Raw genomic sequence first — 23,972 nt, 5'->3', positions numbered from 1 at the left:
GAATCCCTGGCAGAATTATTTGACGGCCGCAACAACGCGGGTGGCGGCTTCAGCCATCGTGTCGGCGCTAATGATGGGCAAACCGGACTCGGCCAGCATTTTCTTGCCTAGATCCTCATTGGTGCCTTTCATGCGCACAACAAGGGGCACATTCAAGTTCACTGCCTTACAGGCGGTGATCACACCGGTTGCGATCACATCGCAGCGCATGATTCCACCGAAAATATTGACCAAGATCGCCTTGACGCTCTTGTTGGCCAGCATGATTTTGAACGCTTCGGTCACACGCTCCGCCGTTGCGCTACCGCCAACGTCCAGGAAGTTAGCCGGTTCGCCACCAAACAGTTTGATGGTATCCATCTTTGCCATAGCCAAACCTGCACCGTTGACCAGACAGCCGATGTTGCCGTCGAGCTGGATATAGGCAAGCTCATGCTTGCTGGCTTCGACTTCTGCCGGATCCTCTTCGTCCAGATCGCGATAGGCCACGATTTCGGGATGACGAAACAACGCGTTGGGGTCAAAGTTGAATTTGGCGTCTAAGGCAATAATGTCGCCGCTGCCAGTCAAAATCAATGGATTGATTTCGGCGAGCGATGCATCGGTGTCCCAGTATGCTTTGTAAAGCTTTTGAAATTCGGCTGCGGCTTTCGATACCGAAGCCTCAGGCACGCCAATGCCACGCGCCAGCGTGGCAGCCTCTTCATCGGTCAGCCCCTTGTCGGGATGAACAAAAACCTTGAGGATTTTTTCGGGGTGATGTTCGGCGACCTCTTCAATATCCATGCCACCTTCGCTTGATGCCATGACGCATACACGCTGAGTACCGCGATCAGTCACGATGCCGACATAATATTCTTTCTTAATGTCGGCACCCTCTTCAATCAGCAGGCGACGAACTTTTTGACCTTCGGGGCCGGTCTGATGCGTGATCAGTTGCATTCCCAGAATCTCGGAGGAAATTTTACGTACCTCGTCGATTGAACGGGCAAGCTTGACGCCACCGCCCTTACCACGACCACCCGCATGAATTTGGGCCTTGACTACCCATACAGGACCGCCGAGTTTTTCAGCTGCGGCAACGGCTTCATCAACGCTAAACGCTGGAATGCCACGTGGAACGACAACTCCGAATTGTCTGAGCAGTTCCTTACCTTGATACTCGTGGATTTTCATGGGGCTCCTGTTATTTCAGAAAAGTACTTTAAAAAGGGACAGATGAGATTGCGCCAAGGCTAACCTGCGGGGCTTTCAACATCCTTACTGGGCGCAACATACCATTGCGGATAATGTTCTTTGGTGACTTCGCCATCCAGACGCCAAGCATGGCATCCATCAAGTTGAAATGGCCTTCTGTCAGCATTCGAACCGCTTTTGCGTTTGCTTGTCATGCTTTGAACCGCAGCCGTTGGCAACACAGCGGCCAATTCAGTCATATGTGTACACCCGGAGGTGCGACCAAAACGTTCTTTCAACTGCTGCCGGAAAAATTTGAGCAGATTCATCCCGATCAGATCGCGATATTCGTCTGCTATCGATGTGCAATTCGGACCAAAAGGCGCAGCGTCATACGCAACGACAGCATCATGGATCGTATAGGACGTATCGATCGTTACTCGAATGTGCATATGATGAAAAGGCTCAAGAGCCTTACGCACCGAACCATCTCTCTTGGTGAAGTCGTAGGACTTCGAGTCGATCAACTCGGCTTCGATATCCCACAAACCATCCTCACGCTCAAAGGAATGAACCTGAATTGAGCGGTTATGCATCGGTTTGCGTGGGCTTTTAGGCGCAGGAAGCGGCATACATACTCGGGGATAATTTTGACACGGTGCAGCAAAGAAAAGAGTATAGCGCAGGCAACACTATGGCGGTGAAAAGCCCTACAAGTCCTCATCTTCACCAGAACTTTTTAGCACCTGGCGGATGATTTCATGCGAGAAACCGCGGGCAGCCAGAAAGCGGGCTTGCTTCGCGTATTCTGACCCGTTCAATGCCAATCCTTTTCCAGCAAATTTTTTGCTCCAAACCTCTTGAGCGCGTTCAAGCTCAGTTTCTTTTAGTTGCTCTCGCGCTAAGGTAATCTGGTCATCGTTGAGTCCCTGCTGCCTGAGAGTATGAATAATTCTGATAGAACCATGGGCAGGTGCCTTGCTGTGGATAATGCCCTGGACATAACGCTCATCGGACTGCCACCCCTCTTTGGCAAGCACATCAAGCAGCTCATCAACCTGTTCGGGTGAATCGGCGTACGCAGCGAGCTTGCGCGCAAGCTCGGCGCGTGTATGTTCTCTACGAGACAAATAGGAAACGGCCCGAGCCTTGAGGGAAAGCCCGGACCGTTTTTTGCTATCGGCATGATCACCTGCTTGCGACTCGAAGCCCTCGTCATCGGAAAACTGATCACCAGTCGAGCGGGAAACCATTTATTTAAGATACTGATTTCAGATTACAGTTCATCTGCATCGTCTTCGAGATCGATGTCGGACACTGCCGGCGACTTGGCAGATTTGGACGACTTACCGGTTGTCGATGCAGGTGTCGAGGCAACCGAACCGGCCGAAGAAACTCCGCCAACACGCAAAGCAATGCCAAGCTTTTCACGCACTTTGTTTTCGATCTCAATCGCCATGGCCGGACGCTCGCGAAGATATTCGCGCACATTGTCCTTACCCTGACCAATGCGCTCACCGTTATAACTAAACCAGGAGCCAGCCTTTTCAACGATACCGGCTGTAACGCCTAGATCGATGATTTCACCTTCACGAGAAATACCGCTGCCATACATGATGTCGAATTCGGCCTGTTTGAAAGGTGGTGCAACTTTGTTTTTGACTACCTTGACACGCGTTTCATTACCGACGATTTCTTCACCCTTTTTAAGAGCACCGATTCGACGGATATCAAGACGCACCGAAGAATAGAACTTAAGCGCATTGCCACCAGTCGTGGTTTCGGGATTGCCGAACATGACGCCGATCTTCATCCTGATCTGATTAATGAAAATCACCATACAGTTGGTGCGCTTGATGCTGGCGGTAAGTTTGCGCAGCGCCTGGCTCATCAATCGAGCCTGAAGACCAGGAAGCGAATCACCCATCTCACCTTCGATTTCAGCCTTGGGAACCAGAGCAGCCACCGAATCGATGACGATAAGATCGATCGATCCTGAGCGAACCAGCGCATCCGTAATTTCTAAAGCCTGTTCACCAGTATCCGGTTGGGAAATCAATAAATCGGTCAAATTCACACCCAGTTTTTGGGCATACTGCACATCAAGAGCGTGCTCGGCATCGACAAAAGCGCAGGTACCACCTACTTTTTGCATTTCGGCAATCACTTGAAGCGTTAGTGTCGTTTTGCCGGATGATTCGGGACCGTAGACTTCGATCACGCGACCGCGAGGCAAACCACCCACACCAAGTGCAATATCCAACCCCAGGGATCCGGTCGAAACGACCTGAATATCGTGCTCGACTTCATTGTCCCCATAGCGCATGATGGACCCCTTGCCGAACTGCTTTTCGATCTGTGAAAGCGCCGCAGCGAGTGCTTTACCTTTTTCGGATGAGCCGGCCTTGAGGGTTTTATCGTCCATGAGGAATCCTTGAAATTGATGCTTTAAATCCGAATGAGGGATTTGACGGTTTAGTATGGGCTGAAATTATTACATCACAATTTACTGTACAAATAAACAGTATGTCAATAATAACCTGTTCCTAGGGTTTATCCTGAAATCGAAGGCTGCTACCACGCAATCAGTGCGCACTATGTAAAAATGCCAGCATTACATCTAAGAGAGTGATGGCTATCATGCGGATTCTGATTGCCGAAGATGACAGTATTCTGGCTGACGGACTGACCCGGTCACTTCGCAACAACGGGTACGCAGTCGATGCGGTATCGGATGGCATCGCGGCAGACTCTGCACTAACTGCCCAGGAGTTCGATCTGCTGATTCTGGATCTGGGTTTGCCGCGTTTGTCCGGCCTCGAAGTGCTGGGCAAACTACGTGCACGCAACTCACGCCTGCCCGTCCTGATTCTGACCGCGGCCGACAGCATCGAACAAAGAGTCAAGGGCCTGGACCTTGGGGCAGATGACTACATGGCCAAGCCTTTTTCGCTTTCCGAGCTGGAAGCGCGTGTCCGTGCGCTCGCCAGACGTGGGGTCGGCGGAGGCGCCGCATTGTTGCGACATGGCCGACTCGTCTTCGATCAGACCGGGCGTGTTGCCATGGTTGATAATCAGACACTCGAACTATCGGCACGCGAAATCAGCCTACTAGAAATCCTGTTGACCCGAAGCGGTCGGATGGTGAGTAAAAACCAGATCGTCGACCATCTATGCGAATGGGGAGAAGAAGTCAGCTCCAACGCGATAGAGGTCTATGTTCACCGACTGCGTAAAAAACTTGAACCGAGTGGCGTCAAAATAGCCACTGTCAGGGGACTGGGTTATTGCCTCGAACGGGATACAAGCAGTGGCCAAACCGCGAGTCACTAAATCTCCCCAGCTCAATCAGGAAGCGATTGAAGTCATCCGCGGCGGAGCCGAAGGCCCGAGCATGGCCCCGCACAGACGATCGCTGCTTGGCGAAATTCTCGACTGGATGCTAGCCCCCTTGTTCCTGCTGTGGCCAATGAGTGTGGCCATCACCTATGTCGTTGCGCAAAATCTCGCGAATGTTCCCTACGACAGCGGCCTGGAAAATGCCCTGCAGGTGCTTGGCCAACAAGTTGTCGTCGACAACGGCATGATTTCACTGAGAATGTCCGCCCCGGCACGCATGGCATTGCGCACTCGGGAAAACGATGGTGTTTACTGGAAGGCAATTGGCCCTCAAGGTGAAAACCTGGGCGGAGACTCCGATCTGCCGACACCGGAATACACACCCGCCAACACGATTAACACCGTCTATTTCAAAAACGAAACGATGCGCGATTTCGAAATACGAATCGCCTATATGTGGATGGATTTTGCGATTCGCGATTCAGGGCCGGTGCTACTCGTCGCGGCAGAAAGCACCGAAAAGCGTACCCAACTTGCCAACGACATCATCAAGGGGGTGATCATGCCCCAATTTTTCGTGCTTCCGATCGCCGTTATCCTGATATGGTTCGGAATGTCTCGGGGAGTCGCACCAATCAATGCACTACAAAGCCGATTGAGGGCCAGACGTCCGGATGACTTGTCTCCTATTGACGAAAAGGCCGCCCCAGTGGAGATCGGTCCTTTAATTACCGCAATGAACGACTTGCTTCACCGCCTCTCATCCAATGTTCTGGCTCAAAAACGTTTTGTGGCCGATGCGGCGCATCAACTGAAGACCCCCCTGGCGGGATTGCGTACTCAGGCAGAACTCGCCATGCGGGCGGCCCCAACCGGAGACACCCAGGAAAGCCTTAGGCAAATCATGACGGGAACGATTCGAGCCACCCGTCTGGTGAACCAGCTTTTATTAATGGCCAACGCCGAAAACCCCGCTAGCGTTGGAATGACCAACCTCGATCTCGTCGCTCTTGCGCGGGAACGAACGCTTGCCTGGGTGGACCAGGCGATCAACACCAACATCGACCTTGGGTTCGAGGGGGAAGATGAACCCGTGATTGTCCGGGGACAAAGCCTGTTGCTGGCTGAAGCCATCAATAACCTGATCGACAATGCTTTGCGATATACCCCTTCACCTGGGCAGGTCACCGTCATCGTCAAGCGCGAAAATGATGATGTATTACTGGCGGTCGAAGATTCGGGTCCGGGCATTGCACCGGAAGAACGCGAACGCGTGTTCGACCGCTTTTATCGGGTACTTGGAACAAGCGTAGACGGAAGTGGACTGGGTCTTGCGATTGTTCAGGAAATCGCCCATCGCCATCATGCAACCATTCAAATTCTGGACGCACAAACTAAAGTCGGCTCAAGTCGAGGAACACGAATTGAATTGCGCTTTTTGAAAAGTCGACGCTCAGAAAAACCTCAAATTTGATATTTTTGTTACCAATTTAAGTTTCATGTAAGCAATTCGTCAGATGAGCGTCAGCCTGTAAGCCTATTGTTTGGATCACGGTCATGTCCAATATAGGACATATTTATTTTGAATAAAAACTGCCGGTTCATACAGGAGACAAATCCATGAGCACAGCCACAGCGGGGAAGGTGCATCCAGCCCCACGTCCAATGTCAAAAGAAGAGCGTAAAGTCATTTTCGCCTCTTCACTTGGTACGGTTTTCGAATGGTATGACTTTTACCTATATGGTTCGCTCGCAGCCATTATTGCGTCGCACTTTTTTTCCGCGGTCAACCCGACTGCCGCCTTCATTTTCGCATTGATGGCATTTGCCGCCGGTTTCGCCGTCCGTCCCTTCGGTGCACTGGTGTTTGGTCGACTGGGCGATTTGGTAGGACGCAAGTACACATTCCTGATCACCATTCTGCTCATGGGCGCATCGACATTCCTGGTCGGTATTTTGCCCAGCTATGACTCAATCGGCATCACAGCCCCGATCATCCTGATCGTGCTTCGCTTGGCTCAGGGCCTTGCGCTCGGAGGCGAATACGGCGGCGCAGCGACGTACGTGGCTGAACACGCGCCGCACGGCAAACGCGGAGCCTACACAAGCTGGATTCAGACAACAGCAACACTTGGCCTGTTCCTGTCACTGTTGGTGATTCTGGGCGTGCGCACCGCAGTGGGCGAGGATGCATTCAAAGCCTGGGGCTGGCGCATTCCTTTCCTCGTGTCTGTCGTGCTGCTTGGCGTGTCGGTCTGGATTCGTTTGCAATTGAATGAATCACCCGCTTTCAAGCGCATGAAAGAGGAAGGTAAATCTTCCAAGGCACCGATCAAGGAGTCTTTCGGTCAATGGAGCAACCTGAAAATCGTTCTCCTGGCCTTGTTCGGCCTGACTGCCGGCCAAGCCGTGGTCTGGTACACGGGACAATTCTATGCATTGTTCTTCCTGACGCAAACGCTTAAGGTGGACAACAACCTAGCCAATATTCTGATCGCTGTGTCGCTCTTGATTGGCACGCCTTTCTTCGTGATTTTCGGCACCCTGTCCGACAAGATTGGGCGCAAGACAATCATCATGGGCGGTTGCCTGATCGCTGCACTGACCTACTTCCCGGTCTTCAAGGCCATTACCCATTACGCCAACCCTGCACTCGAAAAAGCTCAGGCATCGGCACCGGTAACTGTCATCGCTGACCCAGCCAAATGTTCGTTCCAATTCAATCCGGTTGGCACATCGGCATTTACCAGCTCATGCGATATCGTCAAGTCTTTCATGGCTCGCAACGCAGTGAACTACAAAAACGAAGCCGCTCCTGCGGGTTCAATTGCAAAGGTCAAAATCGGCGACAAAGAGTTCACTTCGTTTGAAGGTGCCGGCCTGAGCGCTGCCGACTTCAAAGCCAAGTCGGACGCTATCGGCAAGGAAATGACAGCCGCGATCCGCGCGGCCGGTTATCCCGCCTCAGCCGACAGCACCAAAATCAATAAACCGATGGTTGTCGCACTGCTGACCTTCCTGGTGATTCTGGTGTGTATGGTTTATGGTCCGATCGCCGCCATGCTGGTCGAGTTGTTCCCGACCAAAATCCGTTACACCTCGATGAGCTTGCCTTATCACATCGGTAACGGCTGGTTCGGAGGCTTCCTGCCAACAGTATCCTTTGCGATCGTTGCTGCGACCGGAAACATTTATGACGGCCTCTGGTACCCAATCATCATTGCCGTGATGACGCTGGTAATCGGTACGCTGTTCATCAAGGATACGCGTCACGTGGATATCCACGACTAACGCACGATCCCCCGCCGGATGGGACTGCTGCGCCCAACCGGCTTTTCGCCTCCCCGGTTTTCGGGGAGGTTTTTTTTTGCACGTCAAGGGCATCAGCATCAGCTAGAATCGTTTTCTTTTGAGTTGGGCGCGTTATGTGGTTTAAAAATCTTAAGTTGTATCGTTTGGCTTCCTCCTGGAATCTAACTGCCGAAAAACTTGATGAACTTCTATCCAAGGAAGCATTTGTCTCAGCGGGAGCCGCCGCGCCCCAATCGGTTGGCTGGGTTCCCGTTCGTGAGGAAGATGCACGTTTCGCATACAGCGTAGGACGTCAAATCCTTTGCTCATACCGCACAGAAAAAAAGTTACTGCCTGCCTCTGTCATCAATCAATTCGTCAAAGTCCGCGCCCTGGAACTCGAAGAGCAACAAGGCTTCAAGCCTGGGCGCAAACAGATGCGTGACCTCAAGGAAGAAGTGACCAATACCCTTCTGCCCCGCGCATTTAGTCTGCAAAAAGACACGCGGATCTGGATCGACCCAGTCAACCACTGGGTAGCCATGGATACGGCATCGACAGCCAAAGCCGAAGAACTACTTTCCGCTCTGGGCAAAGCGATCTATCCGTTTCCCGTCGAACCGATACAAGTCAATTTAAGCCCCTCGGCCGCCATGACATCCTGGATCGCAAGCGAACAACCTCCTGCAAACTTTACGATCGATCAGGATGCCGAGTTACGTGCCGGCGGTGATCAGGCGGCTGTTGTTCGTTACGTTAAACATACCCTAGAGCTTGAGGACATTCAAAAGCACATCAATTCAGGTAAACAGTGCACCCGCCTCGCATTGACCTGGAATGACAAGATATCTTTCGTCTTGACTGAAAACCTGGATATCAAACGTATCGCGGCACAAGACATCCTGGATCAGCCGGATCACCAGATGGCGGCAAATGAAGCTGAAAAATTCGATTCGGATTTCACGCTGATGTGTGCGGAATTCAATTTATTAGCAAGCGGCCTGCTCGATGCGCTGGATGAAAAACGTATCGCCCAGGCGGCTTGACCCCAAAAGGTTTCTCGATGGACTTTCTGATTCAGGGTCGCGTAACGCAAACAATTGAAGGTGGAGTGATCGTGGAGGTCACGGCAGATGATCTCCACGTTCTAGCCTATGTTGTCATCGCCGCACCGGATATTTCAATTGCCGAAAAATTGATTCCGGTTGAAGTGTTCGAAAGCGGAGTTCAAATCCATGTCGCCGCAGTGGATCAGTCGGCCGAAGTGCCGGAACAAGTCATCGAGATTCTTGAAAACATGCAGTCCGATGACGTTGTCGTCTTTTTGTGCGATGGCGCAATCAGCTACGGCGAGACGCTGGCTGTATTAGGCATTAAGCACTAGTAACAGGAATTAAGCACTAACTTCTTTGCGATTGACTTTAGACATCTACATTCAGACGCAAATGCAATGGCCGTTGGACTCAACACCGATTCATGCAAATTATGCGGATCGCCTAACTTTGTGGGTCAACAACAAAGCTACCAAGCCCACCGCCATAACCCATAAAGAAACGTGGACAGCGTTTTTGCTGACAGCATATGTCACGCTTGAATAAGCCAGATAGCCACAGGTTAGGCAAAACAGGACGGGAGTGATCGGATAAAGCGGTACTTTGAATGGTCGCTCAACGGCGGGATCTTTCACGCGCATCACAAACAACGATATACCGACCAAAAACAGAAAACTCCAGAATACCGGGGCGGTGAATTCGACCATGACCTCGAAACCATCGGTTTGCCAGATTCCAAGGCCGACAAGTGCCAGACTGAGTATTGACTGTACCCAGTAAGCCGCCACAGGCGATCCGCGATACGCCTGCCACCCGCTCATGAACCGCAAAGCGGGCCAGTCGCGACCAAGTGCGAAATTGGTACGGGCTCCTACAATCATGGTCGCATTGATACTGGTCAATGCCGAAATGGCAACAAACACACCTAATGCCCGCTCCCCCCAAGGTCCGAAGGCGCGCCCCATTAGATCGGCCGCCACAGCCTTGCTATCGGCCAACCCCGTCAACCCCATACCAGCCAAAATCGCGATATTGACCAGAACATAAATGACGGTCAGGATTAAGATGCTCAGCACAATGACCGGCACGATCGCCCGTTTTCCGCCACGGACTTCGGCGGAAATGTAGGCAGCCTCGTTCCAGCCACCATAGGTCAGCAACACGAATACCATTGCCAGGCCAAACATGCCTAGGCTAGGAGAAGTCGAAAACGCAGCCGGTGATGCCGGCGCATCACCAGCCAGCACAAAGCCGGCAATCGCCACGCAAACAAGTCCCGTGACTTCGATGATCGTCAGAAAAGTCTGCACCCAGGATGCAGCGTGAATACCGATCAGATTGATCAATGTGAGCGCAACAACAATACCGACAGCCCAGATCGCGGTGGAATACGTACCAAGGGAGACCACCTTGGACATGTAATCCCCGAACACAAAGGCCAACAAGGCAATCGAACCGGTATTGATCACAGTTGCCTTGGCCCAGGCATACAGAAACGAAACAGGCTTACCGAAAGCACGCGCCAGAAAATGATAGTCGCCACCAGCATGCGGATAAGTCGTTGCCAACTCCGCATAACATAAGGCGCCGGCCAACGAAATCACGCCACCCAGCACCCAGGCGACAATCATCCAGCCAACGTCACCCGTGACACCAGCCACCATTGATGGTGTTTTGAAAATTCCGGCGCCTACGACAATACCGACGATAATGGCAATCGCTGCGACAGGACTAAGGCGTTGGGCTGGGTTAGCGGCGGTCATTTCTGGCTGATTCATTTAGACACAGCTTTGCCAAACTCTTGACCCGCCCAGCCCTCGATATGGCGAATGATATTGGCGTAATCACGTGGCCCATCGCCTTGGCTGATCGCAAATGCCAGAAACTGTCTGGCTGCAGGACTAACCGTCATCGGGACACCAAGTTTTTCGGCTTCTTCCATGCAAAGCTTGATGTCTTTATGCAGTAAATCAGTCGTGAAGCGAGTCGGAAACTCACGATTGACAATGCACTGTGGAATTTTTTCCTGCGTAGCAAAATTCCGGCCACTCGACACATTGATCACATCAAGCATTGTTTGCGGATCAAGGCCGGCCTTGGCGCCATAAACAAGCGTTTCGCAACTGGCGACAATGCTCACAGCGCACAATGTGTTGTTGACGATTTTCATCGTCTGCCCCAGGCTGGGGGTCGCTCCGAGATAGAAAATATTTTTTCCCAATACCTGCAAAATCGGCTCGGCAGCCTTGAAGGCGGAATCCAGGCCGGAGGCCATGAGTGTCAGCGTCCCCTTTTCAGCACCAATCGTGCCGCCGCTAACCGGACTGCCCACCCATTCAATACCGCGCTCGGCTGCACGCTTGGCAACTGCGTCAGTCACCGAGGGACCTGTTGTCGACAGATCGACAATAGTACGCACAGCTTTACCGTGCATAACGCCATCGTCGGCACAGACAACCGACTCGACAATGCTGGGCATCGGCAGGCATAACAAAACCAGTTCAACCTGATCGGCAAGATCACATGAACTGGAGGCAATTTGCGCGCCCTTTTCGCGAAGACGTTCCAGCGCGGTTGCGCTATTGTCGAACACCACCAGTTCATGACCCGCGGCCAACAGACGCGAACCGAAGTGGTAACCCATATTACCTAACCCGATCAAACCGACTTTCATTTTTGATAGATCCCCTGCTTATTTGTTTTGTGATTGTGATGTGCTTGTTAATGATTTATTCAGGCTTGAATCCACTAGCTTGTGCAGCCTTGCGAAAGCGTTCGATTTCATTCAATTGAAACTGGCGCATCTGTTCCGGATTCAAGGGCATCAATTCGCCACCCGTTTTTTCGACAAAAGTCTTGGAATCCGGCTCAGCCAAGGCCTTTTGCATCGCATCGGACAAAACCTTCACGATTGAATCGGGCGTATTCGCTGCCACCCAGAACGATGTCCAACTGTAATGCACCGCATCGGGATATCCACTTTCTTTCAGCGTTGGCACGTTGGGCAGTTCGGGATGACGCTGGTCGCCAGTCACGGCAATCGCATGCGACTTACCGGATGCGGCCGAAGCAACGGAACCGGTCGAATCAACCACGGCCAGATCAACTTGTCCTCCGATCACGTCAGTCATCGTCTGGGATAAGCCTTTGTAATTCACAGTTTGAAAAGGTGTGCCTGCCTTGGAGGTGAATTGCGCTGCAGCAAGCTCATAACCGGGGGAATAGAAACCTGCATTCAGGGGCGGCTGCTTGCGTCCCCGCTCTTCAAGATCTTTCACCGTTTTCAAAGGAGATTGCGGCGATGTCATGAAGACTGCCATGGATCTTGTCGTTCCTGCAATCGGACGCAAATCCTTGACGGGATCGTAGTTCATGTTTTTGATTGCAACCACGTTGACAGCCATAGGCGAATTACTGCCCATGAAAATCGTATATCCATCTGCGGGTTCAGCCTTAAGTGCCTGAACAGCTAACGACCCACCGGCACCGGGCTTGTTTTCGACAATCACCGGTTGTTTAAGGATTTCGGAAATTTTTTTACCGAAATATCGGGCGTATACATCTGCACCGCTACCTGCCGTGAAAGGAACAAGGATGCGTATTGTTTTGTTTGGAAATGATGCAGTCTGAGCCTGCGCCTGGAAAGAAAATCCTGCGCCAAGTACGCCAGTAACTAAAGTAAAGGCCAAGCCTGTTTGCAACCAATTACGTCTGGATTTCATTCAATTGTCTCCGGTTTCCATTATGGATTTAATTTTGGCTGGGATGATTTTAGCTATATCCGCAAGCAGTCTGCTTTTAACCCGCTATCGAGCCACCTCTTCAGGAGATAGCGTACACCCCGAAGGTTATCTGAGTATGGCAAATCAAGCCGATCCGTGAAAAAATGAAAAGGTATCTCTGCCCTTTAGATGCATATAACTGCGAGACTGGAGTCCAAAAATGTTGCTGAATTGCCCACATTGCCAAAAAGCTAATCGAGTTCCCGATGAACGACTCGCAGAGCAACCGGTATGCGGTTCATGCGGACAAAATCTTCTGAATGGCGTGCATGAACTTGATGCTTCAGGACTGGCATCATTGCAGGCACAAAGTGCCCTGCCCTTGATCATCGATTTCTGGGCGCCTTGGTGTGGACCTTGCCGTTCGTTTGCACCCACATTCAAAGCAGCTGCACAAAAGCATGGCGGAAAAATCATTTTCGCAAAAATCGATACCGAAGCTCAGCAAGCACTGGGGGCGCGATTCAATATTCGATCGATCCCCACTCTGGCGGTTTTTTCAGGCGCAACAGAGCTTGGAAGGGTTTCTGGAGCCTTGCCACCCGCACAACTAGAAGAGCTGATCGGCCAAGTCTTGCAGCACATTGATGGCTCGCACAAGTCTTAATAACCAAAAGATATATAGATAGAAATAATTTTTGTTTGTTGGTTTTAAAGAACCCGATCAAAATGAGATCCCTGTTTCGTAGATCTTAAATGTAGGGTTCACATGAAGAAGATTATTCTGGCCGCTGTTAGTGCCATCGCCGTCCTGACCACACCGCTTAGCCACGCCCAAACCTCTCTTCTGAACGTGTCTTATGACGTTGCGCGTGAGTTCTATAAGGACTACAACGCGGCCTTTATCGAACACTACAAAAAATCGACCGGTAAAGATATCAAGATCGATCAGTCTCATGGTGGCTCAAGCGCCCAGGCGCGAGCCGTAAACGATGGATTGGCTGCTGACGTCGTCACCATGAACACAACGACGGACGTGGACTTTTTAGCCGGCACCGGGGTCGTTTCGAAAGACTGGCGTAAAGAGTTTGCCAATAACGCCTCGCCGACGACATCGACCATGCTGTTCCTGGTGCGACGCGGCAATCCAAAAAAAATCAACGACTGGAAAGATCTAACCCAGCCTGGAATCAAAGTCGTTGTGGTCAACCCCAAGACTGGCGGTAACGGGCGCATGGCGTATCTCGCAGCATGGGGCCAGGTACGCAAACAAGGTGGCACGGATGCTCAGGCCCAGGAATTCGTCACTTCGCTGTACAAAAACGTACCGATTCTGGCTAAAGGCGGTCGCGATGCCACATCGATTTTCCTGCAACGCAATATTGGCGACGTTTTGATCACATTCGAATCCGAAGTGGTGTCGGTGAACCGTGAATTCGGTGAAGGCAAGGTCGACGTGATCCACCCCTCTTCCAGCATCGTGGCCGAAAACCCGGTTGCCCTCGTCAATCGTACGGTTGACAAGAAAGGTACGCGCGAACAAGCAAAAGCGTATTTGGAGTTTTTATATTCGGATCAGGGACAAGAGATTGCCGCCAAGCATGCCATTCGTCCAAGATCGCCTGCTGTACTGGCCAAATACAAAGATATTTTCAAGCCGATCCAATTCTTTACGGTCGAAGAATATTTCGGCAGTCTTGCCGAGGCACAAAAGGTTCACTTCAACGATGGTGGATTGTTCGACAAGATTTACACTGTCGGAAAATAAATGAATATCACCGCAACCGCATTGCCGGTAGCCGGGCAGTCCAATCAGCATCGCCTTAAACCCAAGCGCGTCTTGCCGGGCTTCGGCCTAACGCTTGGTTTGTCCATGCTTTATCTTAGCCTGATCGTGCTGATTCCTTTGTCGGCACTGTTTTTCAAAACTTTTACCCTGAGTTTCCAGGAGTTCTGGACAGCTGTCAGCGCGCCACGCGTGGTGGCTTCATACAGACTGACTTTTGGTGCTGCGTTTTTAGCTGCCTCATTTAATCTGGTTTGTGGCCTGATACTTGCATGGGTTCTGGTCAGATACGAGTTTCCGGGCAAAAAAATCGTCGATGCCATGATTGATCTTCCCTTTGCCTTGCCCACGGCTGTAGCCGGCATCTCACTTACAGCGCTGTTGGCTGGCAATGGTTGGATCGGTCAGTACCTTGAATCCTGGGGAATCCAGGTGGCATTCACACCGGCTGGTGTGGTGGTGGCTCTGGTTTTTATCGGCATTCCGTTTGTCGTGCGCACGGTCCAGCCTGTGCTTGAAGACGCAGAAAAAGAACTGGAAGAAGCCGCCACATGTTTAGGTGCCACACCTTGGCAAACATTTTCCAAAATCATTCTGCCAACGATCACGCCTGCTTTGCTGACCGGCTTCGCGATGGCTTTCGCTCGAGCGATCGGCGAATATGGTTCGGTGATTTTCATTGCGGGCAATATGCCAATGGTTTCGGAGATCACATCCCTGATCATCATTGGCAAGCTTGAACAATACGACTTCGCGGGGGCCACCGCAGTTGCCGTGGTGATGTTGATCGGCTCGTTCATTCTGCTGATGATCATCAACGCGCTGCAGGCCTGGCAACGTCAACGGGTAGGCATGAAATCATGAGCAAGCAAAGAATCACCCCGCGTGACATTCAAGCCAGTCAGGAATCGAAATGGGTGAGGCGATTGCTGATCGGCTTCGCACTGACCTTCGTATTTCTGTTTCTGGTTCTGCCAATAGCAGCCGTCCTGACCGAAGCACTTCGCAAAGGCTGGGATACTTACTTCACTAGCCTGGCAGATCCCGATGCATGGTCTGCCATCAGGCTGACATTGGTCATCACGGCCATTGTCGTACCGATGAATTTGTTTTTTGGCGTTGCCGCTGCCTGGGCCATCGCAAAACATGATTTCAAAGGCAAAGCCTTTCTCATCACACTGATCGATCTGCCGTTTTCAGTATCGCCGGTTGTTGCCGGACTGGTCTACGTGCTTGTGTTCGGCGCAAACGGTTGGTTTGGCGGTTGGCTACTCGCGCACGATATCAAAATCATTTTTGCCGTCCCCGGCATGGTGCTGGCAACGATCTTCGTCACCCTGCCATTTATCGCCCGCGAACTCATCCCACTAATGCAGGCACAAGGAACGGACGAAGAACAAGCTGCGGTCGTATTGGGTGCTACAGGCTGGCAAATATTTAGCCGCGTGACTTTACCCAATATCAAATGGGGATTGATCTATGGCGTGATTCTGTGCAATGCGCGATCACTTGGCGAGTTTGGAGCAGTCGCGGTTGTCTCGGGACACATTCGCGGTCAGACCAACACCATGCCTTTGCAGGTGGAAATTTTATATAACGAATATCAATCCGTCGCGGCCTTCGCGCTAGCATCGCTGCTTGCTTTGCTGGCCATATTGACGCTCATCATCAAGACTTTCGTCGAGTGGCGGCAAAGAGTGGCGGAAGAATCGATCGAACGAGGTTTGCCATGAGTATCGAAGTCAAGAACGTCACCAAAAATTTTGGACCAATTCGTGTTCTAAACAACGTCAATCTTCGTATCGACTCGGGTGAACTCGTTGCACTGCTTGGACCCTCGGGTTGCGGCAAAACATCTTTGCTAAGGATCATCGCCGGCCTCGAAACAGCCGATTTCGGCAGCATTTATCTTGAAGACGATGATGCGACGCTGACCGATGCCCGTGAACGACAGGTGGGATTCGTGTTCCAGCACTACGCACTTTTCAGGCACATGAGCGTATTCGAGAACGTCGCCTTTGGATTACGCGTCAAACCCAAAAAGCAACGTCCAAGCGAAGATCAGATTCGGGCCAAAGTGCATGAACTGCTCGACATGGTGCAGCTCAAGTTTCTAAAAGACAGGTTTCCTTCGCAGCTATCGGGTGGCCAGCGCCAGCGGATCGCGTTGGCAAGAGCTCTTGCGATTGAGCCCAAAGTGCTTTTGCTTGATGAGCCTTTCGGCGCGCTGGATGCCAAGGTCAGAAAAGAATTGCGCAAATGGTTGCGCAGATTGCACGATGACCTGCATGTCACTTCTGTGTTCGTGACTCACGACCAGGAAGAAGCGCTTGAAGTATCCGATACTGTTGTTTTGATGAACCAGGGCAAGCTCGAACAGATCGGTTCGCCGCAGGAGGTCTACGACCATCCAGCCACACCTTTCGCCTATGGTTTTCTGGGTAACGTCAATCGTTTTGAAGGCACCATCAGTCGCGGTCAATTCAAGTTCGGCGATCTGATCCTGGAACAAGCCGATGCGAGCGATCTGGAGGATCAATCCAAAGCGATTGCCTTCGCACGGCCATCGGATCTGGACATCGCGACGCAGCAAAGCAGTCAAGTGGGAATCCCTGCGGTCATTGATCGAATTTTGTCTTTCGGTCCGACTTCAAGAATCGAGTTGACATCTTCGGATGCATTGACTGAATCCGGCAGACCACTGGAGTTTGAAGTGCATTGGCCGCGCAATCGGGTCGACGATGCATCCCTCAAAGAAGGAATGCATGTGAAACTGATCCCGAACGGGTTAAGAGTGTTCGGACATTAGTTCCCGGGCATCCGTTGCCTGAGCATTAGTTAGGCGCATCCCCGATCCACGCAATTCGAAGCATATTGGTCGTACCCGAAACGCCAAACGGCGTTCCCGCGGCGATCAGTAACGCCTGCCCCGGCACTCCAAAACCGTGCTTGGCAGCAGCTCGCGTAGCATGCATGACGATCTCTTCGATGCTGACGACATCGGAAGACTGGATTGAATGTACTCCCCAGACAAGAGAAAGCCTTCTCGCTGCGGCAGGCACTGGCGTCATACTCAAAATCGGAGCGCGCGGACGCTCATGCGCAACCCGCAATGTTGTCGTACCGGATGATGTGAAAGCAACCGTCGCGGCAACAGGCAATGTCTCCGCGACTGTTCTGATCGCAGCCGAAATCGCATCACGCGTATCGGAATGGCGACGCGAATGAACTGCATCCATGGTGATGCGCTGCAAAGGATCTCGCTCGGTGCTTTGCAAAATTCGATCCATCATCGTGACCGCTTCGATCGGATACGCTCCGGATGCCGACTCGGCAGACAGCATGACCGCATCAACACCATCATAAACGGCGGTAGCCACATCACTCACTTCCGCCCGCGTAGGAACCGGTGTTGAAATCATCGACTCAAGCATTTGCGTGGCCACAATCACGGGCTTGCCCGCCTCACGACAGGCACGCACAATGCGCTTTTGCAAAACGGGGACTTCCTCGGGCGGCAACTCCACGCCCAGATCACCCCGCGCAACCATCACGCCATCAGCAGCGGCAACAATCGCATCCAGCGAGTCGATCGCGGAAGGTTTCTCAAGTTTGGCCATCACCCAGGCGCGGTTGCCGACGATATTCTTCAACTCGTGAATATCCTCAGGACGCTGCACGAAAGACAATGCGATCCAGTCAATGCCGATACTTAATCCGAACTCAAGATCTTCCCGATCCTTTTCGGTCAAAGCTGATAAAGGCAAAATCGCCCCGGGAACATTTACGCCCTTACGATCGGAAATCACGCCGGCATTCAGCGCGATGACCTTGGCATGATCTTTTGAACATTCAAGCACACGCAAGCGCACCTTCCCATCATCGATCAACAGCTCGTCACCCGGACGAACCGCTGCAAAGATTTCTGGATGAAGCAACGGCACGCGACCGTTTTCACCCATATCGGGATTCAAATCCAAGCGTAGTTCCTGTCCGGTTTCAAGCGCCATCTTGCCACCGACAATCTTGCCCAGGCGCAGCTTGGGCCCCTGCAAGTCCATCAGAATTCCGACCGGACGACCTACATCGGCCTCGATCTGGCGGATCGCATCGTAACGGGCCTGATGATCCGCATGCGCACCATGGCTGAAGTTCAGCCTGAACACATCCACGCCGGCATCGAATAGTTGTCGAATTGTCTCGGGATCACTGCTTGCGGGACCCAACGTGGCAACAATCTTGGTGTTTCGGCTACGGTGGGAGATCGCGTCGAGTTTCATGCGTTTAAAACCTTATATGATCAAAAACAGGATGTGCCCAATAGCTGTGCACGATTGCTGTTTGACAGCAGTTGCGTGCCTAGATACGATCCATTAAACCAGACTTCCGGAGTATTTTTAATGACAAATGCTGCAAAATCCATTACCGACCTGCGTATCAATGGAAAAAGACTGTGGGATTCGCTGATGCGTCTGGCAAAAATTGGCGCAACGCAAAAAGGTGGTGTTTGTCGTTTAGCCTTAACCGACCTGGATCGCCAGGGCCGTGAATTCTTTGTCAATGAAGCCCGCGCAGCAGGGTGCACTATCCGTGTCGACCATATCGGCAATATTTTTGCGCGCCGGGCGGGCAAAAATCCCAATCTTCCCGTCGTCATGACCGGCAGTCACATCGATACCCAGCCAACAGGGGGCAAGTTCGACGGAAACTACGGCGTATTGGCCGGCATCGAAGTCCTCAATACCCTCAATGATGCAGGCATCGAAACAGAAGCCCCTCTCGAGGTTGTTGTGTGGACCAACGAAGAAGGCTCGCGCTTTGTGCCTGTCATGATGGGATCGGGCACATTTATTGGTGAATTCAAAATCGATGATGTGCTGGTGCAAAAAGACCGTGACGGAATCACTGTGGGCCATGCGCTTGAAGCCATCGGCTATGCGGGCAAAGATAGCGTCAGTCCTTCTGGCATCGCCGCCTACTTCGAATCACATATCGAACAAGGCCCTGTCCTTGAAGCCAACGACATCACCATTGGAGTCGTCACCGGCGCACTTGGGCAGAGATGGTTCGATGTTGTTATCACCGGATCCGAGGCGCATGCTGGCCCGACTCCGATGAATCTTCGGCACGATGCCCTGCTGGCTGCCTCGCATGTCGTGCAGTTGGTGAACCGTTTGGCCCTCGATCATGCACCTAACGCCCGCGGTACTGTTGGAATGATGGATGTGTATCCGAACTCGCGTAACGTTATTCCGGGTACGGTCAAGATGTCTGTGGATCTTCGTGCCGACAATGATCAGACCTTGACCAAGATGGTCGATACCCTCCACGCTGAATGCGCCAGCATCGCAAAAAAGGGCGACGTCGAAATCGACTTGAAACAGGTGGTTTACTTTCCTCCGCAAGCCTTTGCAGAGCCGCTTGTCGAAGCCATTCGCGCCGGTGCTACAAATATCGGCTTATCCCAAATGAATGTAGTCAGTGGCGCCGGGCATGATGCGGTTTATCTTGCTCGTGTCGCACCGACCGCCATGATTTTTGTGCCCTGCAAGGATGGCATCAGCCACAATGAAATCGAAGATGCGAAACCTGAACATCTTGAGGCGGGATGCAATGTCTTGCTGCATGCGATGTTGAAACGCGCAGGCTGAGCCAATGTCTCCTGGGGGATTCAACCCTTTTAACGGAACCCTCAAAAAAAACGGCCTCATGTTTGAGGCCGTTTTAATTCGAAACCAAAGCTATTAGTTGCCGAGTCTAGCCTCGAACTCGGCCTTGATCGCCAAAAGACGCTGAGGCAAACCCGCTGCCAGCTTATCAAAGAGTTCGGAGTGCAATTCGAATTCTTTGCGCCACGCATCCGCATCAATCGAGGTGATTGTCAAAAACTTCTCGAGCGAAAAGTCCATACCCGCCCAGTCCAGATCGTCATAGCTTGGCGTAATGCCGAACACGTGTTCACGCCCCGCTGCTTCGCCTTCTATTCGACCAAGCATCCACTTCAGAACGCGGGTGTTTTCACTAAAGCCAGGCCAGACAAACTTACCGTTTTCATCTGTACGGAACCAGTTAACGCAGAAAATCTTCGGCAACTTGGCGCCGGATGCCTCAAGGTGCTGACCCAGTTCGAGCCAATGCGAGAAGTATTCAGCCATGTTGTAGCCGCAGAAGGGCAGCATCGCGAAAGGATCGCGGCGAACCACGCCTTGCTGTCCCATTGCCGCTGCTGTCGTTTCCGACCCCATGGTGGCGGCCATATAGACACCTTCTGCCCAGTCGCGTGCTTCGGTTACCAATGGCACAGTAGTCGAGCGGCGTCCACCAAAAATGAATGCGTCAATGACGACTCCTTCCGGGTTATCCCATTCGGGATCAAGCACGGGATTCATGGTTGCAGAAACCGTAAAACGTGCATTCGGATGAGCGGCCTTGACGCCCTTCTCTTTCGCTAGTTCAGGCGTCCAGTCGCGTCCCTGCCAATCGATGGCGTGAGCGGGCGGCTCTTTGGTCATGCCTTCCCACCAGACATCGCCTTCATCGGTCAAAGCGACGTTGGTAAAGATCGTGTCTTGTCTGAGGGTCGCCATGCAGTTGTAGTTTGAAGACTTGTTGGTGCCCGGCGCAACTCCGAAATAACCCGCCTCAGGATTGATCGCACGCAGATTGCCTTTAGCATCAGGTTTAATCCAGGCTATGTCGTCACCGATCGTGGTGATTTTCCAACCTTGTTGAGCTAAACCTGCGGGCGGAATCAACATGGCAAAGTTAGTCTTGCCGCATGCCGAAGGAAACGCGGCCGCAACGTGATACTTCTTGCCCCACGGCGCTTCAACGCCCAAGATCAGCATATGTTCGGCCAGCCAACCTGGCGATTTGCCATCTGCTTCGCTACGCCCCATTGTCGATGCGATGCGCAAGGCGAAACACTTTTTACCCAACAGTGCGTTTCCGCCATAGCCCGAACCGTAGGACCAGATTTCGCGTGTTTCCGGAAAATGAACGATGTACTTGGTCGAATTGCAAGGCCAGACTACATCAGCCTGACCCGCAGCCAGTGGCGCACCCACTGTATGGATGCAAGGCACGAATTCGCCTTCACTACCCAGCACGTCGTAAACCTTCTTGCCCATGCGCGTCATCATGCGCATGTTGACGACTACATACGGGGAGTCAGACAACTCGACTCCGATTTGAGCGATTGGAGATCCCAGAGGTCCCATCGAAAAAGGGATGACATAAAGCGTACGCCCTTGCATGGCCCCATCGAACAATTCGTCCAATTTAGCGCGCATCTCGGCAGGGGCGATCCAGTTATTGGTCGGGCCTGCATCCGCCTCTTTCTCGCTACAAATGAACGTGCGGTCTTCCACGCGCGCCACGTCATCGGGAGACGAGCGAGCCAGATATGAATTGGGGCGCTTAGCTGGATTGAGCTTTTGCAGCATCCCAGCCTGCACCATTTCGGCACATAAACGGTCGTACTCTTCCTGAGAACCGTCACACCAAACGATTTTTGCAGGACGCGTCTTAGCCGCAATCTCTGCAACCCACTTTTTTAGACCCTCGTGGCGGACATATTCGGGTGCATTTAATGAAATACTCATGGAATTGTTACAAGCTGAAGACAAATGGTTAAGTTCAATAACCCAAAATAGTATCACCGTAACCACTATGTAGAAAACTGGTTTGGAGTAGGAGTATATTTATCCGAATAATTTCAAATAATTCAAATGATTAAGAAATACTAAGTTAGTTTCAACCGAGGGGACGACATGAGTTTGAGCTTTAAACGGATACATCCTGACTTTGGTGCTGAGGTCAGTGCAATCGACCTGAATCAAACCTATGACGAACAAACGTTGCAGGAATTAAGGGATGCCATGGCGCAATACAGTGTTCTGGTCTTCAGAGATCAGCACTTTAGCGCTCAAGAGCAGCTTGATTTCGCAAAACGCATGGACGGTGAGTTGCATGCGAAAACTTCCTCATCGGTGTTAGCCAAAAATCGCTACGGTAACGAGGCATTAACCGATATTTCGAATGTCGGGCAAGACGGAGATATTCTGGGGGCGGAAGACCGTCGCCGCATGAACGGAATCAGCAATCGTATCTGGCACACCGATGCTTCTTTTGAAGATCCGGCCGGCCGCTATTCGATGCTTTACGCGCGCAATATCCCCCCGGTTCGTGCCGACACTGAATTTGCAGACATGCGCGCCGCCTACGACGCGCTCGATGACGAAACAAAAAGGACCATTGAAGGTTTGCATGTGAATCACTCGATCGTGTATTCAAGACATACGATGGGATTTGATTTTTCTCCGGAAGAAAGTGAGCGCTTGCCGGGCGCAACTCACCCGCTAGTCAAAATTTGCCAAGACTCTCCGCGCAAATCCCTTTATCTGGCATCACACGCATCCCGCATCATCGAATGGCCTATTCCCGAGGGACGTTTACTGCTGAAAGACCTGATCGAACACGCAACCCAGCGCAAATTCGTGTTTTCGCATGAATGGAGACTCAATGATCTGGTGATCTGGGATAACAGGACCACCATGCATCGCGCACGTCCTTTTGATGACAAAAAGTACAAACGCGAACTCACACGCGTGACCACTCTGGATCTGCCTCGTGAAAAACAAGCTCGTGTAGCTTAAGGGTCTGTGGCCTACCTCGATCGGTGCATGGCGCCCCACGCAAGCCTGATCACCGATCTTGCACAATCATGTTCCGATCCTGAAGCTTGATCTCATTTTGCCAAGCAAAGCAATCACACTCTGGCTCACAATTTTGCTGGTCTTAGGGTTTTCGGAAGGCAGATTTTCCATCGTCGAGGTGAAACGGGTCGAGTCTGAATCGACGATGATTGTGTGGGAATTGCGATGAATTCCGGGATCGGCCCAGACTTCAAGCATGGTTCGCTGCGGACCAATACCCGCCAAAGACAGCGCTGCCACAACATTCACGTTTGCGGGAAACCCGACTGCGGCATCCAGGGCATTTCCTTCAAAAACCTTGAGTGGTGCGGTCAGATTTTGCACATCAATATTATTTTTGACCAAATGAGGCGCCCCTTCCAGACCTGAAGGAGGCTTACGGGTAATCATTTTGACCGAGTGAATGGTACCTCGCGCCGCAGCGAGCATTGCGTCCAAACCGATCAGCGCACCGGTCGGAACATGCATCACCGTGCCCTGGCTCTTGGCCAAATCGATCAGATATGGATGTTTTAACAATGCTGCGACCGATAGCACCATCACTTGTTTGCGCGCCCGAAGCGCCGGCTCAACGATTTCAGCAAACACCGATGCCGGCGCGCACTCAATCACCAGGTCTGCCTTGTCGGACAAATGCGACACTTCAACCACTTGCACATTCGATGCGTATTGTGACAAAAAGTCCTTGGCCTTTTGGTGGTTTTTTGCCGACACCGCCACCAACTCTACGCCAGGAACCTCACCGGCCACTAATGCTTTCGCAATAGACCTTCCAACCGAGCCCAACCCCGCCAAAGCGACACGAAGATTTTGCGAAGAAAATTCATTCATCACGTGATTATTCCTGTTTCCATACGCATACAAGACTTATAATTTGTTACATTGTTTA

22 protein-coding genes are annotated in these 23,972 nt (G+C 51.9%); 12 read left to right on the top strand and 10 right to left on the bottom strand.

The features are described from left to right. Positions 1-15: 15 nt before the first annotated feature. The 4 genes from sucC to recA all read right to left on the bottom strand — a co-directional run bounded on the left by sucC (position 16) and on the right by recA (position 3,601). A complete protein-coding gene (gene sucC, locus G3I67_RS00365; RefSeq protein WP_163651003.1) occupies positions 16-1,176 on the bottom strand; it encodes an ADP-forming succinate--CoA ligase subunit beta in 1,161 nt (386 codons plus the stop codon). Between the two features lie 59 nt (positions 1,177-1,235). After that, the gene (locus G3I67_RS00360) at positions 1,236-1,808 is read right to left on the bottom strand and encodes a DUF2889 domain-containing protein (RefSeq protein WP_163651002.1); all 573 of its coding nucleotides are present in this window, start codon (positions 1,806-1,808) and stop codon (positions 1,236-1,238) included. 78 nt (positions 1,809-1,886) lie between these two features. Then, positions 1,887-2,429 carry a recombination regulator RecX gene (recX, locus tag G3I67_RS00355; RefSeq protein WP_163651001.1) on the bottom strand — a complete coding sequence of 181 codons (543 nt, stop codon included), beginning with the start codon at positions 2,427-2,429 and terminating at the stop codon, positions 1,887-1,889. 23 nt (positions 2,430-2,452) lie between these two features. Next, positions 2,453-3,601 carry a recombinase RecA gene (recA, locus tag G3I67_RS00350; protein ID WP_235931583.1) on the bottom strand — a complete coding sequence of 383 codons (1,149 nt, stop codon included), beginning with the start codon at positions 3,599-3,601 and terminating at the stop codon, positions 2,453-2,455. Positions 3,602-3,816: 215 nt separating this feature from the next. Here recA and G3I67_RS00345 point away from each other — a divergent pair, with 215 nt between their 5' ends. The 5 genes from G3I67_RS00345 to G3I67_RS00325 all read left to right on the top strand — a co-directional run bounded on the left by G3I67_RS00345 (position 3,817) and on the right by G3I67_RS00325 (position 9,190). Then, positions 3,817-4,509: a response regulator transcription factor gene (locus G3I67_RS00345; RefSeq protein WP_163651404.1), complete on the top strand. Its 693-nt coding sequence runs from the start codon at positions 3,817-3,819 to the stop codon at positions 4,507-4,509. A 106-nt stretch (positions 4,510-4,615) separates the two neighbouring features. Then, positions 4,616-5,989, top strand: coding sequence for a sensor histidine kinase (locus G3I67_RS00340; protein WP_235931622.1), 1,374 nt, complete (start codon positions 4,616-4,618; stop codon positions 5,987-5,989). A 146-nt stretch (positions 5,990-6,135) separates the two neighbouring features. Beyond that, complete coding sequence (locus G3I67_RS00335) at positions 6,136-7,806, top strand: MFS transporter (RefSeq protein WP_235931581.1); 1,671 nt, start codon at positions 6,136-6,138, stop codon at positions 7,804-7,806. Between the two features lie 134 nt (positions 7,807-7,940). Further along, positions 7,941-8,852: a recombination-associated protein RdgC gene (locus G3I67_RS00330; RefSeq protein ID WP_163651000.1), complete on the top strand. Its 912-nt coding sequence runs from the start codon at positions 7,941-7,943 to the stop codon at positions 8,850-8,852. Between the two features lie 17 nt (positions 8,853-8,869). Then, entirely contained in the window at positions 8,870-9,190 is a 321-nt protein-coding gene (locus G3I67_RS00325) for a hypothetical protein (RefSeq protein WP_163650998.1), read from the top strand. Positions 9,191-9,289: 99 nt separating this feature from the next. Here G3I67_RS00325 and G3I67_RS00320 read toward each other — a convergent pair whose 3' ends face one another. From G3I67_RS00320 to G3I67_RS00310, 3 genes are read right to left on the bottom strand one after another with little or no spacing between them, the layout of a single operon-like run. After that, a complete protein-coding gene (locus tag G3I67_RS00320; protein WP_163650996.1) occupies positions 9,290-10,636 on the bottom strand; it encodes an APC family permease in 1,347 nt (448 codons plus the stop codon). Next, entirely contained in the window at positions 10,633-11,532 is a 900-nt protein-coding gene (locus G3I67_RS00315) for an NAD(P)-dependent oxidoreductase (RefSeq protein ID WP_163650994.1), read from the bottom strand. The genes G3I67_RS00320 and G3I67_RS00315 overlap by 4 nt, the downstream gene beginning before the upstream one ends. 55 nt (positions 11,533-11,587) lie before the next feature. Then, positions 11,588-12,580: a Bug family tripartite tricarboxylate transporter substrate binding protein gene (locus G3I67_RS00310; protein ID WP_163650992.1), complete on the bottom strand. Its 993-nt coding sequence runs from the start codon at positions 12,578-12,580 to the stop codon at positions 11,588-11,590. Between the two features lie 220 nt (positions 12,581-12,800). Between G3I67_RS00310 and trxC the strand changes: the two genes are divergently transcribed. From trxC to G3I67_RS00285, 5 genes are all read left to right on the top strand, one after another. Beyond that, positions 12,801-13,247 (top strand): thioredoxin TrxC, encoded by a 447-nt coding sequence (trxC, locus tag G3I67_RS00305; RefSeq protein ID WP_163650990.1) that lies wholly within the window; start codon positions 12,801-12,803, stop codon positions 13,245-13,247. 102 nt (positions 13,248-13,349) lie between these two features. After that, positions 13,350-14,348 carry a sulfate ABC transporter substrate-binding protein gene (locus tag G3I67_RS00300; protein WP_163650988.1) on the top strand — a complete coding sequence of 333 codons (999 nt, stop codon included), beginning with the start codon at positions 13,350-13,352 and terminating at the stop codon, positions 14,346-14,348. Further along, positions 14,349-15,230, top strand: coding sequence for a sulfate ABC transporter permease subunit CysT (cysT, locus tag G3I67_RS00295; RefSeq protein ID WP_163650986.1), 882 nt, complete (start codon positions 14,349-14,351; stop codon positions 15,228-15,230). Further along, on the top strand, positions 15,227-16,099 hold the full coding sequence (gene cysW / locus G3I67_RS00290) for a sulfate ABC transporter permease subunit CysW (RefSeq protein ID WP_163650984.1): 873 nt from the start codon (positions 15,227-15,229) through the stop codon (positions 16,097-16,099). The genes cysT and cysW overlap by 4 nt, the downstream gene beginning before the upstream one ends. Beyond that, the gene (locus G3I67_RS00285) at positions 16,096-17,175 is read left to right on the top strand and encodes a sulfate/molybdate ABC transporter ATP-binding protein (protein ID WP_163650982.1); all 1,080 of its coding nucleotides are present in this window, start codon (positions 16,096-16,098) and stop codon (positions 17,173-17,175) included. Before cysW ends, G3I67_RS00285 begins: the two co-directional genes overlap by 4 nt. A 25-nt stretch (positions 17,176-17,200) precedes the next feature. Here the strand turns inward: G3I67_RS00285 and pyk are convergent, their stop codons facing one another. Next, positions 17,201-18,646: a pyruvate kinase gene (gene pyk, locus G3I67_RS00280; protein WP_163650974.1), complete on the bottom strand. Its 1,446-nt coding sequence runs from the start codon at positions 18,644-18,646 to the stop codon at positions 17,201-17,203. A 120-nt stretch (positions 18,647-18,766) separates the two neighbouring features. Between pyk and G3I67_RS00275 the strand changes: the two genes are divergently transcribed. Further along, positions 18,767-20,017 (top strand): Zn-dependent hydrolase, encoded by a 1,251-nt coding sequence (locus tag G3I67_RS00275; RefSeq protein WP_163650972.1) that lies wholly within the window; start codon positions 18,767-18,769, stop codon positions 20,015-20,017. A gap of 93 nt (positions 20,018-20,110) precedes the next feature. Here G3I67_RS00275 and G3I67_RS00270 read toward each other — a convergent pair whose 3' ends face one another. Then, positions 20,111-21,970 carry a phosphoenolpyruvate carboxykinase (GTP) gene (locus G3I67_RS00270; RefSeq protein ID WP_163650970.1) on the bottom strand — a complete coding sequence of 620 codons (1,860 nt, stop codon included), beginning with the start codon at positions 21,968-21,970 and terminating at the stop codon, positions 20,111-20,113. Between the two features lie 168 nt (positions 21,971-22,138). Here G3I67_RS00270 and G3I67_RS00265 point away from each other — a divergent pair, with 168 nt between their 5' ends. Continuing rightward, positions 22,139-23,023, top strand: a complete 885-nt coding sequence (locus G3I67_RS00265) for a TauD/TfdA dioxygenase family protein (RefSeq protein WP_163650968.1) — start codon at positions 22,139-22,141, stop codon at positions 23,021-23,023. Positions 23,024-23,089: 66 nt separating this feature from the next. Here the strand turns inward: G3I67_RS00265 and G3I67_RS00260 are convergent, their stop codons facing one another. Continuing rightward, positions 23,090-23,914 carry an aspartate dehydrogenase gene (locus G3I67_RS00260; protein ID WP_203583494.1) on the bottom strand — a complete coding sequence of 275 codons (825 nt, stop codon included), beginning with the start codon at positions 23,912-23,914 and terminating at the stop codon, positions 23,090-23,092. Between the last annotated feature and the right edge of the window lie 58 nt (positions 23,915-23,972).

Source organism: Sheuella amnicola (genome assembly GCF_010499255.1).
Classification (GTDB): domain Bacteria; phylum Pseudomonadota; class Gammaproteobacteria; order Burkholderiales; family Burkholderiaceae_B; genus Zwartia; species Zwartia amnicola.
Note: the sequence above shows the minus strand (reverse complement) of the source record. Positions and strands in the feature narration are given on the sequence as shown.